The organism is Gardnerella sp. Marseille-Q9691, from assembly GCF_046507715.1.
GTDB lineage: Bacteria > Actinomycetota > Actinomycetes > Actinomycetales > Bifidobacteriaceae > Bifidobacterium > Bifidobacterium greenwoodii.
This window is the reverse complement of sequence record NZ_JBKFXI010000002.1, coordinates 241,953-255,974: the sequence shown is the minus strand read 5'-3', so window position 1 is coordinate 255,974 and position 14,022 is coordinate 241,953. Positions and strand designations below refer to the sequence as shown.

19 protein-coding genes are annotated in these 14,022 nt (G+C 48.7%); all 19 read left to right on the top strand.

Annotated features, from left to right (window positions below; translation table 11 throughout):
- Positions 1-8: 8 nt before the first annotated feature.
- The 19 genes from ACLD6A_RS04635 to rplE all read left to right on the top strand — a co-directional run bounded on the left by ACLD6A_RS04635 (position 9) and on the right by rplE (position 14,021).
- On the top strand, positions 9-641 hold the full coding sequence (locus ACLD6A_RS04635; RefSeq protein WP_019260715.1) for a hypothetical protein: 633 nt from the start codon (positions 9-11) through the stop codon (positions 639-641).
- An 8-nt stretch (positions 642-649) separates the two neighbouring features.
- Positions 650-2,815: a 4-alpha-glucanotransferase gene (gene malQ / locus ACLD6A_RS04630; RefSeq protein ID WP_410313722.1), complete on the top strand. Its 2,166-nt coding sequence runs from the start codon at positions 650-652 to the stop codon at positions 2,813-2,815.
- Positions 2,816-3,100: 285 nt separating this feature from the next.
- Positions 3,101-3,550 (top strand): 50S ribosomal protein L13, encoded by a 450-nt coding sequence (rplM, locus tag ACLD6A_RS04625; protein ID WP_004134277.1) that lies wholly within the window; start codon positions 3,101-3,103, stop codon positions 3,548-3,550.
- Positions 3,551-3,567: 17 nt separating this feature from the next.
- On the top strand, positions 3,568-4,056 hold the full coding sequence (gene rpsI, locus ACLD6A_RS04620) for a 30S ribosomal protein S9 (protein ID WP_004129066.1): 489 nt from the start codon (positions 3,568-3,570) through the stop codon (positions 4,054-4,056).
- Between the two features lie 331 nt (positions 4,057-4,387).
- Positions 4,388-7,090 carry a bifunctional acetaldehyde-CoA/alcohol dehydrogenase gene (gene adhE / locus ACLD6A_RS04615; RefSeq protein WP_019260719.1) on the top strand — a complete coding sequence of 901 codons (2,703 nt, stop codon included), beginning with the start codon at positions 4,388-4,390 and terminating at the stop codon, positions 7,088-7,090.
- A 322-nt stretch (positions 7,091-7,412) separates the two neighbouring features.
- Positions 7,413-7,721: a 30S ribosomal protein S10 gene (gene rpsJ / locus ACLD6A_RS04610; protein ID WP_003808013.1), complete on the top strand. Its 309-nt coding sequence runs from the start codon at positions 7,413-7,415 to the stop codon at positions 7,719-7,721.
- A 13-nt stretch (positions 7,722-7,734) separates the two neighbouring features.
- On the top strand, positions 7,735-8,385 hold the full coding sequence (gene rplC / locus ACLD6A_RS04605; RefSeq protein ID WP_004105519.1) for a 50S ribosomal protein L3: 651 nt from the start codon (positions 7,735-7,737) through the stop codon (positions 8,383-8,385).
- A gap of 5 nt (positions 8,386-8,390) precedes the next feature.
- Positions 8,391-9,056 carry a 50S ribosomal protein L4 gene (rplD, locus tag ACLD6A_RS04600; RefSeq protein WP_004129063.1) on the top strand — a complete coding sequence of 222 codons (666 nt, stop codon included), beginning with the start codon at positions 8,391-8,393 and terminating at the stop codon, positions 9,054-9,056.
- A 5-nt stretch (positions 9,057-9,061) separates the two neighbouring features.
- On the top strand, positions 9,062-9,358 hold the full coding sequence (rplW, locus tag ACLD6A_RS04595) for a 50S ribosomal protein L23 (RefSeq protein WP_004105515.1): 297 nt from the start codon (positions 9,062-9,064) through the stop codon (positions 9,356-9,358).
- A gap of 34 nt (positions 9,359-9,392) precedes the next feature.
- Positions 9,393-10,223, top strand: a complete 831-nt coding sequence (rplB, locus tag ACLD6A_RS04590) for a 50S ribosomal protein L2 (RefSeq protein ID WP_004129060.1) — start codon at positions 9,393-9,395, stop codon at positions 10,221-10,223.
- Between the two features lie 15 nt (positions 10,224-10,238).
- Positions 10,239-10,517 carry a 30S ribosomal protein S19 gene (rpsS, locus tag ACLD6A_RS04585; protein ID WP_004114357.1) on the top strand — a complete coding sequence of 93 codons (279 nt, stop codon included), beginning with the start codon at positions 10,239-10,241 and terminating at the stop codon, positions 10,515-10,517.
- 16 nt (positions 10,518-10,533) lie between these two features.
- The gene (gene rplV, locus ACLD6A_RS04580) at positions 10,534-10,893 is read left to right on the top strand and encodes a 50S ribosomal protein L22 (protein ID WP_004105510.1); all 360 of its coding nucleotides are present in this window, start codon (positions 10,534-10,536) and stop codon (positions 10,891-10,893) included.
- 2 nt (positions 10,894-10,895) lie between these two features.
- The gene (rpsC, locus tag ACLD6A_RS04575) at positions 10,896-11,711 is read left to right on the top strand and encodes a 30S ribosomal protein S3 (RefSeq protein WP_004129057.1); all 816 of its coding nucleotides are present in this window, start codon (positions 10,896-10,898) and stop codon (positions 11,709-11,711) included.
- A gap of 4 nt (positions 11,712-11,715) precedes the next feature.
- Positions 11,716-12,135 carry a 50S ribosomal protein L16 gene (rplP, locus tag ACLD6A_RS04570; RefSeq protein WP_004109684.1) on the top strand — a complete coding sequence of 140 codons (420 nt, stop codon included), beginning with the start codon at positions 11,716-11,718 and terminating at the stop codon, positions 12,133-12,135.
- Positions 12,135-12,386 (top strand): 50S ribosomal protein L29, encoded by a 252-nt coding sequence (gene rpmC, locus ACLD6A_RS04565; protein ID WP_004129054.1) that lies wholly within the window; start codon positions 12,135-12,137, stop codon positions 12,384-12,386. Before rplP ends, rpmC begins: the two co-directional genes overlap by 1 nt.
- Before the next feature lie 2 nt (positions 12,387-12,388).
- Positions 12,389-12,655 (top strand): 30S ribosomal protein S17, encoded by a 267-nt coding sequence (rpsQ, locus tag ACLD6A_RS04560; RefSeq protein WP_004114365.1) that lies wholly within the window; start codon positions 12,389-12,391, stop codon positions 12,653-12,655.
- 91 nt (positions 12,656-12,746) lie between these two features.
- A complete protein-coding gene (rplN, locus tag ACLD6A_RS04555; RefSeq protein ID WP_004129052.1) occupies positions 12,747-13,115 on the top strand; it encodes a 50S ribosomal protein L14 in 369 nt (122 codons plus the stop codon).
- 1 nt (position 13,116) lies between these two features.
- Positions 13,117-13,452: a 50S ribosomal protein L24 gene (gene rplX, locus ACLD6A_RS04550; RefSeq protein WP_004129050.1), complete on the top strand. Its 336-nt coding sequence runs from the start codon at positions 13,117-13,119 to the stop codon at positions 13,450-13,452.
- A complete protein-coding gene (gene rplE / locus ACLD6A_RS04545) occupies positions 13,449-14,021 on the top strand; it encodes a 50S ribosomal protein L5 (RefSeq protein WP_410313721.1) in 573 nt (190 codons plus the stop codon). Before rplX ends, rplE begins: the two co-directional genes overlap by 4 nt.
- The last annotated feature ends 1 nt before the right edge of the window (position 14,022 follow it).

The window sequence follows — 14,022 nt, the reverse complement described above, 5'->3', positions numbered from 1 at the left end:
GTGATTTTATGAGTACGAATAATCAAGAGCAGCAAAATAATGATGCAGAATATGAGCCTTTAACCGCAGTATATGAGCATTTGCGCCATAGTGAGGATCCTGCAGAACTTCACGAATTTGCTAGACGCAAGTTGCCAGATAGGTCTGATCAAGCCGCGTTTTCTAGAGCCACTTCTTTATTGGAAGCTGTTGCTGGAAACGCAAATACTCCAGAAGAAGACAGAATCTACTTAGCTACTTCAATGCCATTCCCGAATATATTAGTGAAACTTTCAGAAGATTGCGCAGATGATGTTCGTCTTGCTGTTGCTGAAAATCACGATGCTAAAAATTGGTTAGTTGGAAGACTTACAAAAGATTCTTGCCCTAAAGTTCGCGATGCTGCATTGTGCAATCCAAAAGCATCTTGGAAAATGCGTTTAGAAGGTGCGCAAGTAGATGGCGTAAGTGCGAAAACCTTGCAATATCTTGCATCTCTTGGAGTAAGTATAGAAGAAAACGCGCCAACCGTGTTGGCAACTATGGTGCGTAGAGCAGTTGCGCTAAATCCTGGAGTTCCGCAAAATGTTTTGCAAACTTTGTGCAACGACAAGTCGGAAGATGTGGCTTTGGCGGCGCGCGGTCGTTGCTCTCGCGAATAATGGGAAGCATGAATAATACAACAGAAGAAGTGACAGAAGCGTCGCCACTGCATCGCCTAGCAGAATTAATGGGCGTGGGTGTGCGTTACGTTGGTTCCGACAATAAAGAACATGAAATTCAAGATAATGTATTGGTGTCTGTTTTAGCCGCATTAGGCGTAGATGCTTCTAGCGATGCTGCAATAGAAAAATCTATGCAAGATGTTTTGGCTTACCGTCATGGGCGTATTGTTGCTCCAACAGTTTTGCATACGGTTGGAAAGTGCGATGAAGTAACTGTGAATACTGGAATTCTCGAGTATCCAGTGGCAGCTATTACGTTGGAAAATGGCGAACAGTATGAGGGTGAATTAGAAATCGTACCTAACGATAACACCACTGCATACCCTGTAAATGGCAAGTTTGTAGCTACATCTTTAATTAAAATTCCTGAAGATTTGCCAATGGGCTACCACACTTTGCGAGTAACTGTTGGGGAGCGTCAAGAAGAAGCAACACTTATTAGTGCTCCAGAAAGCATTACTACACTTGATTCTCTTGAAGCAAACGGCGAGCAGCTTTGGGGATGGATGGCTCAGCTTTATTCAATCCGTTCTTCAAAGTCTTGGGGTGTTGGTGATTTTGCAGATTTAGCAACTCTTCTTGCTGAAGCTAAGAAAAAAACTGGCGCCGACTTTGTGCTAATCAACCCAATGCATGCAGGTGAGCCTGTAACTCCGCTTACGCCATCTCCGTACTTACCGGTTGCTCGAGGAATGGTAAACGTAACGTATATTCGCCCAGAAAGTATTCCTGAGTATGAAACGTTAAACGATAAAACTCGAAAAGAAGTCGAAAAATTACATGCCCAAGTAGAGCCTCTTAACAACGATGCTCAAATCATTGATAGAGATTCTATGTGGCGTGTAAAAATGCGCGCATTGTGGCTGATTTTCAAGGCTGGCATGCCAGAAAATCGCGCTCGCGTTTTTGACGAGTTTAAGCAGGAGATGGGCGAACGTCTTGAATCCTACGCCACATGGTGCTTGTGCTACGACAAGTGGGGTGCTCCAAAGGGTGACGATTGCTGGGAGAAGACTCTTACTAAGGATTCTGACCAAGTGCGCGAATTAGCTAATCGTTTCCCGGATACCCTTGAGTTTTATCGTTGGCTTGAATGGGTTGCTTTTACGCAATTGCATGATGCTCAAGTTGCTGCACGTAAAGCTGGTATGAAAATCGGCATTATGTCTGATATGGCTGTTGGCGTGCATCCTGCAGGATCTGAAGTTTGGTGGAATCCAGAGCGATTTGCTAACGGAGCTACTGTTGGCGCGCCTCCTGATTACTTCAATCAGCAAGGCCAGGATTGGTCTCAGCCTCCACTGCATCCGTTTGAGCTTGAGCGCACTGGTTTTAAAACATACCGAGATATGGTTCATGGCATGTTTGCTTCAGCTGGCGCTGTGCGAATTGATCACATTCTTGGACTTTTCCGCTTGTGGTGGATTCCAGAAGGTTCAGCTCCAAGTGGCGGTGCTTACGTTTACTACGATGCCGACATTATGCTTGGTATTTTGGCAATCGAAGCAGCTCGTGCTCACGGTGTAGTTGTTGGTGAAGATTTGGGTGTTTTGCCTGCAAATGCTTTGGAAGTGCTACGCAAGAAGGCTGTGCTTGGTTGCACGGTTGAATGGTTCGAAGTGCAAGATGGTGAATTCCGTTCTCCAGATAAGTGGCGCGAAATGACGCTTGCTTCTGTAAATACTCACGATTTACCTCCTGCTGCTGGTTATTTGCGTTATGAGCAGGTTAATATTCGCGAGCGTTTGCACTTGCTTACTGGTTCTGTTGAAGAATTCCGCGCTGGAGCTGTTGCAGAGCATCGTGCCATGATGCGCATGCTGGTAAAGGGCGGTTATTTGGATGCTCAGTTGCTTGAGGATGAGGATGCTCATACTCAGGAGATTATTGAGGCATTGTACCGCGCTTTGAAGGTTGCTCCTTCGCGTTTGCTTGCTGCTTCTTTGGTTGATGCAGTTGGTGAGTATCGTGCGCAAAATCAGCCTGGCACTGATAATGAGTACCCGAATTGGCGTATTCCGTTAGCTGATGGTGACGGCAATCCGGTGTCCTTGGATACTATGTTTGATTTGCCGCGCGTGCGCTCGCTTGCTGCGATTATGAATGCATAACATTTTGTGATTTATTTTGTTTGACAATTTGTTTAGCAATTTGTTTAGCAATTTGTTTGACAATTTGTTTTGTATTCGTCTCAGCCTTATATAAAATAGACACTTGCAAGTAGTCGTCACTTGGCGATATACTTGCAGATTGTTGTGTTTCCCTAAGGGGTCCTTCAAAGCGCTTTTCCCACTCGCCATCGAGGACTTTCAGGGAGCCCACGGATTATGAGTAACGTATTTTCTATAAACCAAGAAAATGCAACGCTCGAAACACAATAGAGAAAAGGTACGATTGTGAAGACTTTCACACCGAAACCAGCAGATTTGACTCATGACTGGTACATCATCGATGCCACTGACGTGGTACTTGGTCGTTTGGCCTCTCAGGTAGCAATCTTGCTGCGTGGTAAGAATAAGCCAACGTTTGCTCCTCATGCTGATTCTGGCAATCACGTTATTATTATTAACGCTGAAAAGATTGCTTTGACCGGCAATAAGTTGAGCAAGGAACTGTATTCCCACTCTGGTCGTCCAGGCGGCCTTCGTCGTGATAGCTATGCAGAGCTTTTGGAGAAGGATCCAAAGCGTATTATCATGGCTGCTGTCAAGGGCATGCTTCCAAAGAATCGTCTTGCTAAGGTGCAGCTTGACCGCCTTCGTGTGTTCACTGGCGCTGAGCATCCGCACACTTCGCAGAAGCCACAGGTCTTCGAGATCGCTCAGGTCTCTCAGCAGGCTAAGTGAGATCAAGGAGAATAGATATGGCAGAAAATAACAACTCCGCGGTTCTTGAAAACGAAGAAGAACTGACTAGCTACACTACTGAAACTAACGCTGGTGCAGGCACCGGCACTTCCGCAATCGAGCCAGGCTACGGCACTGGTCGTCGTAAGGAAGCTGTAGCTCGTGTACGTTTGGTTCCAGGCTCTGGTAAGTGGACCATCAATGGTCGCACTTTGGAAGAGTACTTCCCATCTCGCTTATTGCAGCGCGAAGTGAATTCACCAATCGTGTTGCTCAAGCTTGAAGGTAAGTTCGACGTCGTAGTCCTCGTTGACGGCGGCGGCACCACCGGCCAGGCTGGCGCTATTCGCTTGGGTGTTGCTCGTGCATTGAATTCCATCGATCGCGATGCAAACCGTATTGCTTTGAAGAAGGCTGGCTTCTTGACCCGCGACGCTCGCGTTGTGGAACGCAAGAAGGCTGGTTTGCACAAGGCACGTCGTGCACCTCAGTTCTCGAAGCGTTAAGTTTCGCAGAATATATATTTTACAAAATGGCTTCAGGCTTTTGCTTGGAGCCATTTTTGTATATCAAAACTAAATATCAAAATCTATGTAGCAAAATAAAACGAACGTAAAAGTAAGCAAAAGTACTCAAAAAACGAACATAACTCTACCGTGCTCAATCATAAATAGCGCAACTCGCTGCAAAGATGCAAAAGTACAGTAAAACGGCTAAATTGTGACTTGTATCACATATTTACTTACTGTGAGTAACAACGGGCAAAAAATATTTGCTATTAACGTCGTTATTAATGTCGTTATTAATGCCGTTGGTAAAGATCAAGGAGGACTACTCATGGTTGAGGCACAGAATAAGGCCGAAACAGAGTCTAAAACCGTCGATGATGTTGAATTAGCAGCACAGCAAGAGGTTGATCAACTTGTTGAAAAAGCATCGCATGCTTTAGATGAATTTGAAAAGCTTAATCAGCAACAAATTGATCATATTGTAGCTAAAGCATCTGTTGCAGCACTAAATAAGCATTTGGTTCTTGCAAAAATGGCTGTTGACGAAACTGGGCGCGGTCTTGTTGAAGATAAAGCAACGAAAAACATTTTTGCATGCGAACATATTACGCATTACTTGGCTGGGCAGAAAACAGTTGGCATTATTCGCGAAGACGATGTACTTGGAATTGACGAAATCGCTGAGCCGGTTGGTATTGTTGCAGGCGTAACTCCAGTTACAAACCCAACTTCAACAGCAATTTTTAAGTCGCTTATTGCGCTAAAAACTCGATGCCCAATTATTTTTGGATTCCATCCTTTCGCACAAAAGTGCTCTTCTGAAGCAGCTCGAATTGTTCGCGATGCTGCTGTTGCGGCTGGAGCGCCAAAAGATTGCATTCAGTGGATTGAGCATCCTTCTATTGCTGCAACCGGCGCTTTAATGAAGCATCCGAAGATTGCAACCATTCTTGCAACAGGCGGTCCTGGAATGGTAAAGGCTGCGTATTCTTCTGGAAAGCCAGCTCTTGGCGTTGGCGCTGGAAATGCTCCTGCGTATGTTGACAGCGATGTTGATATTTCGCGTGCTGCAAACGATTTAATTCTTTCAAAGCACTTCGATTACGGAATGATTTGCGCAACCGAGCAGGCAATTATTGCGAATAAGGACGTATATGAGCCGTTACTTCGCGAATTAAAGCGCAGAAAAGCGTATTTTGTTAATGCTGACGAAAAAGCTAAGCTCGAACAATATATGTTTGGCTGCACTGCGTATTCTGGAAATACTCCAAAACTTAACTCCACTGTTCCAGGAAAATCTCCTCAATACATTGCTCACGAAGCTGGATTTGAAATTCCAGAAGATGCTGTGATTTTGGTTGCAGAGTGCAAAGAAGTTGGTGAGATGGAGCCGCTTACTATGGAAAAGCTTGCTCCTGTTCACGCAATGCTTCGCGCAGAAAATAAGGAACAAGGCTTCAAGATGTGCGAGCAGATGCTTGTGCATGGAGCTGGTCACACTGCTGTAATTCATACAAATAATCAAGATCTTGTGCGCGAATATGGCGTTCGTATGCATGCTTGCAGAATTGTTTGGAATTCTCCTGGATCTCTTGGTGGCGTTGGAGATATTTACAACGCGATTGCTCCTTCGCTTACTCTTGGATGCGGATCTTATGGCGGAAATTCCGTTTCCGGCAACGTACAAGCTATAAATCTTCTTAATATTAAGCGTATTGCACGAAGGAATAATAATATGCAATGGTTCAAGATTCCGGCTAAAACTTATTTTGAGCCGAATGCTATTCGTTATTTGAGGGATATGTACGGCGTTGAGCGCGCAGTTATTGTGTGCGATAAAGTTATGGAGCAGCTTGGCGTAGTAGATAAGATTATTGACCAGCTTCGTGCTCGAGATAATCGCGTTACTTTCCGCATTATTGATTACGTTGAGCCTGAGCCAAGCGTTGAAACGGTTGAGCGCGGAGCCGCAATGATGCGTGACGAATTCCAGCCAGACACAATTATTGCTGTTGGCGGCGGTTCTCCAATGGATGCTTCTAAGATTATGTGGCTTATGTACGAGCATCCGGAGATTTCTTTCGCTGATTTGCGCGAAAAGTTCTTCGATATTCGAAAGCGCGCGTTTAAGATTCCGCCTCTTGGTGGCAAAGCTAAGCTTGTTTGCATACCAACTTCTTCCGGAACTGGATCTGAAGTTACACCTTACGCTGTTATTACAGATCACAAGACCGGATACAAGTATCCTATTACGGATTACGCTTTGACTCCAACGGTTGCAATCGTAGACCCTGTGTTAGCTCGTACGCAGCCTCGTCGTTTGGCGTGTGATTCTGGTTTTGATGCATTAACTCACGCTATGGAAGCTTATGTGTCTGTTTACGCGAATGATTTCACGGATGCTATGGCGTTGCACGCTTCGAAGCTTATTTGGGAAAATCTCAACGATTCTGTGAATTGCGAAGATTCTCAGCGCAAGATTGAAGCGAAAGAAAAAATGCACAATGCAGCTACTATGGCTGGAATGGCATTTGGTTCTGCATTCCTAGGTATGTGCCACGCTATGGCTCATACTATTGGTGCTTTGTGCCATGTTGTACACGGACATACGAACGCAATTTTGCTGCCTTATGTTATTCGCTACAACGGTCAGATTCCGCAAGAGCCAACTAGCTGGCCAAAGTACAATCATTATATTGCGCTTGAAAGGTATCAGGAGATAGCTAAGAATCTTGGTGTAGATCCTGGTAAGACTCCTGAAGAAGGCGTGGAAAATCTTGCTCGCGCTGTTGAAGAGTATCGAAATGAAAAGCTTGGAATGGACGCTTCGTTTAAGGCTTGTGGCGTAGACGAAGAGTACTACTGGTCGATACTTGACAATATTGGCATGCGTGCTTACGAAGATCAGTGCGCTCCTGCAAATCCTCGTATTCCGCAAATTGAGGATATGAAGGATATTGCTATTGCTGCATATTATGGTGTTTCTCAAGAAGAAGGCCATCGCATGCGCTTGGAGCGTGAAGCCGCGTAATTATTTGCGTATTTAGTTAATAATGGCAGAAGCTAAACTAATTGTAGTTTCTGCCATTTTTTGTTGGAAAATAGCCGACACGCCCGGTTTTTAATAATCGAAGGTTGATGGTTTAATTACTTAGTTGCCTGTTTTAAGGCTCGCATATTGTAATTAAAAAAAAGCGAGCGCGGAAGCAAAAACTTTGAATCGAATTTTTTTGTATGAATAGGTTTTTGATGCCGCGCACTGATGTGGAATTGCCCTAGGGGCTTATTCTCGCCGGTGCCCTTGAATTCAGGTTGGTAAACAGTAAACGAATCGCTAGAAAGGGCGGACGGCAATGGCGGGACAGAAAATCCGCATCAGGCTTAAGTCCTATGACCATGAGGTCATCGACCAATCGGCGAAGAAAATCGTCGAGACGGTGACGAACGCGGGCGCCACAGTGGTGGGTCCGGTTCCTCTGCCGACCGAGAAGAACGTGTTTGTTGTTATCCGTTCTCCTCATAAATACAAGGATTCTCGCGAGCATTTCGAGATGCGCACTCATAAGCGCCTCATTGACATCGTAGATCCAACGCCAAAGGCTGTGGATTCTTTGATGCACATTGACCTGCCTGCGGATGTAAACATCGAGATCAAGCTGTAGGAAGGGGGAGAAAATGTCGCAGAATAAGAATCGCACTGCATTGCTCGGTCGCAAGCTGGGTATGTCGCAGGTTTGGGATGAAAACGGCTTCTTCGTCCCCGTAACTCTGGTTGAAGTTGCCACTAACGTAGTTACCGCTGTAAAGACTGTAGAGTCTGACGGTTATTGCGCAGTACAGCTCGGTTATGGCCAGATTGATCCTACCAAGGTGACCAAGCCATTGGCCGGTCATTTTGCAAAGGCTGGTGTAACTCCTCGTCGTCACCTCGCTGAGGTGCGCACGGAGAACGCAGCAGATTATCAGCCAGGTCAGGAATTGACCGCTGAATTGTTCGCTGAGGGTTCTGAAGTAGATGTCACTGGCACTACCAAGGGTAAGGGCTTTGCTGGCACTATTAAGCGTTGGGGCTTCAAGTCCTATCGTCGTACTCACGGCTCGCACAAGAACGAACGTCGCCCAGGTTCTGTGGGCGCTTGCGCAACTCCAAGCCGCATTTTGAAGGGCAAGCGTATGGCTGGTCGCATGGGTCATGTGACTTCCACCGCGCTTAACCTCACCATCGTTTCTTCGGATGTCGAGAACGGCATTCTCGCTATTAAGGGCGCTGTTCCAGGTCCTAAGGGCGCAATCGTTCTCGTCCGTTCGGCAGTGAAGGGAGCCTGATAATTATGGCAAACGTAACTCTGAACGTCACTGATACTAAGGGCAAGGCAAGCGGAACCGTTGAAGCTCCTGCTGAGATTTTCGGCATCTCCAACGAAGACGTTTTGGCTCACGGCCCACTGGTTCATCAGGTCGTAATCGCTCAGCTTGCTGCTGCTCGTCAGGGCACCCATGCTGTGAAGAATCGTGCTAATGTTTCCGGCGGCGGTAAGAAGCCATGGAAGCAGAAGGGCACCGGTCGTGCTCGCCAGGGTTCCATTCGTGCTCCACAGTGGGTACATGGTGGCGTTGTTCACGGTCCAGTTCCTCGTAAGTACGATCAGCGCACCCCGAAGAAGATGAAGGCAGCTGCTCTTCGTTATGTTCTTTCGGATCGTGCAAATGCTGGACGTATTGCTGTAGTTGACTTTGGTATTAAGGATGTTCCATCCACCAAGCAGGCAGTTGCAGCACTTACCCCTGTGACCAATAACCAGTTCACTACTGTTGTTCTTTCTCGTGAGAACATCAATGAGTGGATGTCTGTACGCAACATTCCAACTGTTCACGTGATCTTCGCTGATCAGCTTAACACTTACGATGTTGTTACAGCTCAGTACGTCGTCTTCTCCAAGGAAGGCTTCGAAGCCTTCGTTGCTGCTAAGACCGAGCCTGTCGTTAAGGAGGCCTGATTTAAATGGTCGCAGTCCATAACCCAGCACATGACGTAATTCTTAAGCCAGTTGTTTCTGAAAAAAGTTATGCAGCTTCTGATCGTGGTCAGTACACTTTCGTAGTGGCTCCAGATGCTAACAAGGTTCAGATCAAGCAGGCTATCGAAGAAATCTTCAAGGTCAAGGTGACAAACGTTAACACTTTGAACCGCGCTGGCAAGTTGAAGCGCTCTCGCACCGGTTTCGGCCGTCGTGTGAACCAGAAGCGCGCTATTGTCACCGTGGCTGAAGGTCAAACGATTGACATCTTTGGTAACTGAAGGCTAGCCGAGAAAAGTAAAGGAATACTATATTATGGCTATCCGCGTTTATAAGCCGACGACTGCAGGCCGTCGTAACGCTTCGGTTTCGGATTTTGCCGAGATCACGCGTTCTACGCCTGAAAAATCGTTGGTACGCAAACTCAGCAAGACTGGTGGTCGTAACTCTTACGGCCGCATGACTTCTCGCCATCGCGGCGGCGGTCACAAGCGTCAGTATCGTCTCATCGACTTCAAGCGTTGGGACAAGGATGGCGTGCCAGCAAAGGTCGCTCATATTGAGTATGACCCTAACCGTTCCGCTCGCATCGCATTGCTGCACTACGCAGATGGTGAGAAGCGCTACATTATCGCTCCTGAAGGCATTGCCCAGGGTGACGTTATTGAGACTGGTGCTCAGGCTGATATTAAGCCAGGCAACAACCTGCCTCTGAAGAATATCCCAACCGGTACCGTGGTTCACGCAATCGAGCTTCGTCCACTTGGTGGCGCAAAGATTGCTCGCTCCGCTGGTGCTGCTGTTCAACTCGTCGCTAAGGATGGCGCTTACGCTCAGTTGCGTATGCCATCTGGCGAAATTCGTAACGTTGACGCTCGTTGCCGCGCTACGATTGGCGAAGTTGGTAATTCTGATCACGCCAACATTGAACTTGGTAAGGCTGGTCGCGCTCGTTGGCTTGGTCGTAGGCCAATCACTCGAGGCGAATCCATGAACCCTGTGGACCACCCACATGGTGGTCGTACCCGTGGTGGCAAGCCGCCAGTTTCTCCATGGGGCAAGGGCGAGGTTCGTACACGTCGTCCAAAGAAGGCTTCGAACAAGATGATTGTTCGTCGTCGCCCGAATGGTAAGAACCGCAAGTAAGGGAGTGTCGAATAGATGACTCGTAGCATCAAGAAGGGCCCTTTCGTCGACGCCCACTTGCAGAAGAAAGTCGACGAGCAAAACGACAAGGGCACGCATAACGTCATTAAGACGTGGTCGCGTCGTTCGATGATCACTCCTGATTTCATTGGACACACCTTTGCCGTACACGATGGCCGCAAGCATGTGCCGGTATTCGTTACCGAAGCCATGGTTGGTCATAAGCTCGGTGAGTTCGCCCCAACCAAGACCTTCAAGGGTCATGTGAAGGACGACAAAAAGGCACGCCGCTAAAGGAGAGTTAGGACACATGGAAGCTAAAGCAATCGCTCGTCACGTCCGCGTGACGCCGCGCAAGGCTCGCCGCATGGTCGACCTCATCCGAGGCAAGCGTGCAAGCGAAGCTATTACCATTTTGAAGTTTGCTCCTCAGGACGCATCTTTGCCGGTGCGCAAGGTTCTTGAAAGCGCGATCGCTAACGCTCGCGTTAAGGCTGAAAAAGCCGGTGAACCATTCCGTGAGCAGGACTTGGTCATCAAGGAAACCTACGTGGATGAGGGTGTAACGCTTAAGCGTTTCCGCGCTCGTGCACAGGGTCGCGCTGCGCGCATTAACAAGCGCACAAGCCATATCACCGTTATCGTCTCGCTTAAGGAAGGAGCCCGCTAAAGATGGGTCAGAAGATAAATCCTTTCGGCTATCGCCTGGGCATCACCGAGAATCATCGTTCTAAGTGGTTCTCCGACTCCAACAAGGCTGGCGAGCGTTATCGTGACTTCGTCCTTGAGGATGACAAGATTCGCAAGGAAATGAGCCATGACCTCGAGCGTGCTGGCGTATCTCGTATCGTCATCGAGCGCACTCGTGATCGCGTTCGTGTTGATATTCACACCGCTCGTCCAGGTATTATTATCGGCCGTCGTGGTGCTGAAGCTGAGCGCGTTCGTGCAAAGCTTGAGAAGCTCACAGGCAAGCAAGTACAGCTCAACATCTTTGAGGTGAAGAATGCTGCACTTGACGCTCAGTTGGTTGCTCAGGGAATTGCGGAACAGTTGACAAACCGCGTTACATTCCGTCGTGCTATGCGTAAGGCACAGCAGGACGCAATGCGCGCTGGTGCCAAGGGTATTCGTATTAAGCTCTCCGGTCGTCTTGGTGGCGCCGAAATGAGCCGTTCTGAGTTCTATCGTGAGGGTCGCGTTCCACTGCAGACCCTTCGTGCCCTTATTGATTATGGCTTCTTTGAAGCTAAGACCACTTACGGCCGTATTGGCGTTAAGGTCTGGATTTACAAGGGTGATATGACCGAGCGTGAGTTTGAAGAGCAGCAGGCTCAGCAGGGTAAGCGTGAAGGCCGTCGTGGCGATCGTCGTCCACGTCGTGGCGCACGTCCTGCTAACCAGCAGAAGGCTGCTGAAGCACAGGCTGAAAAGCCAGCTGAAGCTGCAGCTGCTGAAGCTCCTGCCGCAACGGAAACGAAGGAGTGAGCAGATGCTTATCCCAAAGAGGACTAAATATCGTAAGCAGCACCGTCCTACCCGTAGCGGCATGTCTAAGGGTGGCACCGAGATTGCTTTCGGCGATTTCGGTATTCAGGCGCTGGCTCCGGCCTACATCACTAACCGACAGATCGAGGCAGCTCGTATCGCAATGACCCGCTACATTAAGCGTGGCGGTCGTGTGTGGATTACGATCTTCCCAGATCGTCCATTAACCAAGCACCCGCTTGGTGCGCGAATGGGTTCCGGTAAGGGTGCTCCAGAATTCTGGATTGCCAACATCCACCCAGGACGCGTAATGTTCGAGATCGGTGGTGTTTCTGAGGACATCGCTCGCGAGGCTTTGCGCCGCGCTATCGATAAGCTCCCAATGAAATGCCGCGTTATTGCGCGTGAAGGCGGTGACATCTGATGCCAGTCGGAACTGCAGACTACACCATCAAGAATTTGAACGAGAAGACCAATGCTGAAATTGAAGGCTTCTTGAAGAAGTCCAAGGAAGAGCTTTTTAACTTGCGCTTCCAGGCAGCAACTGGTCAACTTGAAAACAGCGCTCGCCTCAAGGCGGTCAAGCACGACATAGCCAGGATGTATACTGTCCTGCGTGAGCGTGAACTCGGCATCAGCCAAGAGCCTGGCGCCACTGAGGTCAAGGAGAAGTAAGCATGGCTGAGAACCAAGAGCGCAACTTCCGCAAGGTTCGTCGCGGCTACGTCGTGTCCGAGGCCATGGACAAGACGATTGCCGTTGAGCTGGAGCAGCGTTCGACACACCCGCTTTACGGTAAAGTCGTTCGCTCCACCCGCAAGGTCAAAGCCCATGATGAACACAACGAGGCACATATTGGCGACCTCGTGAGTATTATGGAAACTCGGCCCCTGAGCAAGACCAAGCGTTGGCGTCTCGACTCGATTATCGAGCGCGCCAAGTAAACAAGTTCGGCAAGGCTCCGCGCTTCACCTGTGTCTGTTCTTTGGACAGGCACAGGTGAGTGGGGAGAACCAGCTCGGCTAAGGAGAATCAATGATTCAGCAGGAAACGCGGCTTCATGTCGCCGACAACACGGGTGCTAAGGAATTACTTGCCATCCGCGTGCTCGGTGGATCGAAGCGACGCTATGCCGGCATCGGCGACATCATCGTCGCCTCCGTCAAGGACGCGATCCCTGGCGGGTCGGTCAAGAAAGGCGACGTAGTTAAGGCTGTCGTCGTCCGTACTGTCAAGGAACATCGCCGTGTCGATGGTTCCTATATTAAGTTCGATGAGAACGCCGCCGTCATTCTCGGCTCTGGCCGTGAACCAAAAGGCACTCGTATCTTCGGACCAGTCGGTCGTGAATTGCGTGATCAGCACTTCATGAAGATTGTGTCCCTTGCCCCGGAGGTGATCTGATATGGTAGCCAAGATTAAGTCCGGCGACCAGGTGAAGGTTATCCGCGGTAAGGATCGCGGTAAGGAAGGCAAAGTACTTCGTGTACTTGCCGACGACCGTTTAGTCGTAGAAGGCGTTCAGGTCGTTAAGAAGCACGTTCGCGCCACCCAGCAGGGTCAGCAGTCGGGCATTGTTTCGGTTGAGGCTCCAATCCATCGCTCTAACGTGATGGTTATTGATCCAGAAACCAAGCAGCCTACTCGCGTTGGCGTGATTGTTAAGCAAGAGGCTCGTGACGGCAAGGTTAAGACCGTGCGCGTGCGTGTCGCCAAGAAGTCCGGAAAGGAGCTGGCATGACCGATACTACAATTGAGTTGCCGGCAACTCCGCGCTTAAAGCAACAATACAAGGATGAAATCGTTCCAGCCTTGGAGAAGGAATTTGGCCACACCAATCCTATGCAGGTGGCTCGTGTACAGAAGGTTGTCGTCTCTATGGGCGTCGGCGCTGCAGCACGTGATTCCAAGCTCATCGAAGGTGCGATTAAGGATCTCACTTTGATCACCGGCCAGAAGCCAAAGGTCACTAAGGCAAAGAAGTCTGTCGCTCAGTTCCATCTGCGCGAAGGCCAGGCTATCGGTGCTTACGTAACCCTTCGTGGCGATCGTATGTGGGAATTCTTGGATCGTTTGCTTACTCTGGCTTTGCCTCGTATCCGCGATTTCCGTGGTATTAACGGCAACCAGTTTGACGGTCAGGGTAATTACAACTTCGGTCTTACGGAACAGTCTATGTTCCATGAGATTGATCCTGACTCGATTGATCATCAGCGTGGTATGGACATCACCGTGGTGACTACCACCAAGGACGATGTGGAGGCCAAGTCTTTGCTTAAGCACCTCGGTTTCCCATTCAAGGAGAACTGAA

Bases quoted from the DNA above. Each gene is read 5' to 3' on its own strand.
- rplN (WP_004129052.1), top strand. From the start codon at position 12,747: ATGATTCAGCAGGAAACGCGGCTTCATGTCGCCGACAACACGGGTGCT.
- rplX (WP_004129050.1), top strand. From the start codon at position 13,117: ATGGTAGCCAAGATTAAGTCCGGCGACCAGGTGAAGGTTATCCGCGGT.
- rpsS (WP_004114357.1), top strand. From the start codon at position 10,239: ATGACTCGTAGCATCAAGAAGGGCCCTTTCGTCGACGCCCACTTGCAG.
- rpsI (WP_004129066.1), top strand. From the start codon at position 3,568: ATGGCAGAAAATAACAACTCCGCGGTTCTTGAAAACGAAGAAGAACTG.
- rpmC (WP_004129054.1), top strand. From the start codon at position 12,135: ATGCCAGTCGGAACTGCAGACTACACCATCAAGAATTTGAACGAGAAG.
- rplB (WP_004129060.1), top strand. From the start codon at position 9,393: ATGGCTATCCGCGTTTATAAGCCGACGACTGCAGGCCGTCGTAACGCT.
- rplE (WP_410313721.1), top strand. From the start codon at position 13,449: ATGACCGATACTACAATTGAGTTGCCGGCAACTCCGCGCTTAAAGCAA.
- malQ (WP_410313722.1), top strand. From the start codon at position 650: ATGAATAATACAACAGAAGAAGTGACAGAAGCGTCGCCACTGCATCGC.
- rplW (WP_004105515.1), top strand. From the start codon at position 9,062: ATGGTCGCAGTCCATAACCCAGCACATGACGTAATTCTTAAGCCAGTT.
- rplC (WP_004105519.1), top strand. From the start codon at position 7,735: ATGTCGCAGAATAAGAATCGCACTGCATTGCTCGGTCGCAAGCTGGGT.
- rpsJ (WP_003808013.1), top strand. From the start codon at position 7,413: ATGGCGGGACAGAAAATCCGCATCAGGCTTAAGTCCTATGACCATGAG.
- ACLD6A_RS04635 (WP_019260715.1), top strand. From the start codon at position 9: ATGAGTACGAATAATCAAGAGCAGCAAAATAATGATGCAGAATATGAG.
- rpsC (WP_004129057.1), top strand. From the start codon at position 10,896: ATGGGTCAGAAGATAAATCCTTTCGGCTATCGCCTGGGCATCACCGAG.
- rpsQ (WP_004114365.1), top strand. From the start codon at position 12,389: ATGGCTGAGAACCAAGAGCGCAACTTCCGCAAGGTTCGTCGCGGCTAC.
- adhE (WP_019260719.1), top strand. From the start codon at position 4,388: ATGGTTGAGGCACAGAATAAGGCCGAAACAGAGTCTAAAACCGTCGAT.
- rplV (WP_004105510.1), top strand. From the start codon at position 10,534: ATGGAAGCTAAAGCAATCGCTCGTCACGTCCGCGTGACGCCGCGCAAG.
- rplD (WP_004129063.1), top strand. From the start codon at position 8,391: ATGGCAAACGTAACTCTGAACGTCACTGATACTAAGGGCAAGGCAAGC.
- rplP (WP_004109684.1), top strand. From the start codon at position 11,716: ATGCTTATCCCAAAGAGGACTAAATATCGTAAGCAGCACCGTCCTACC.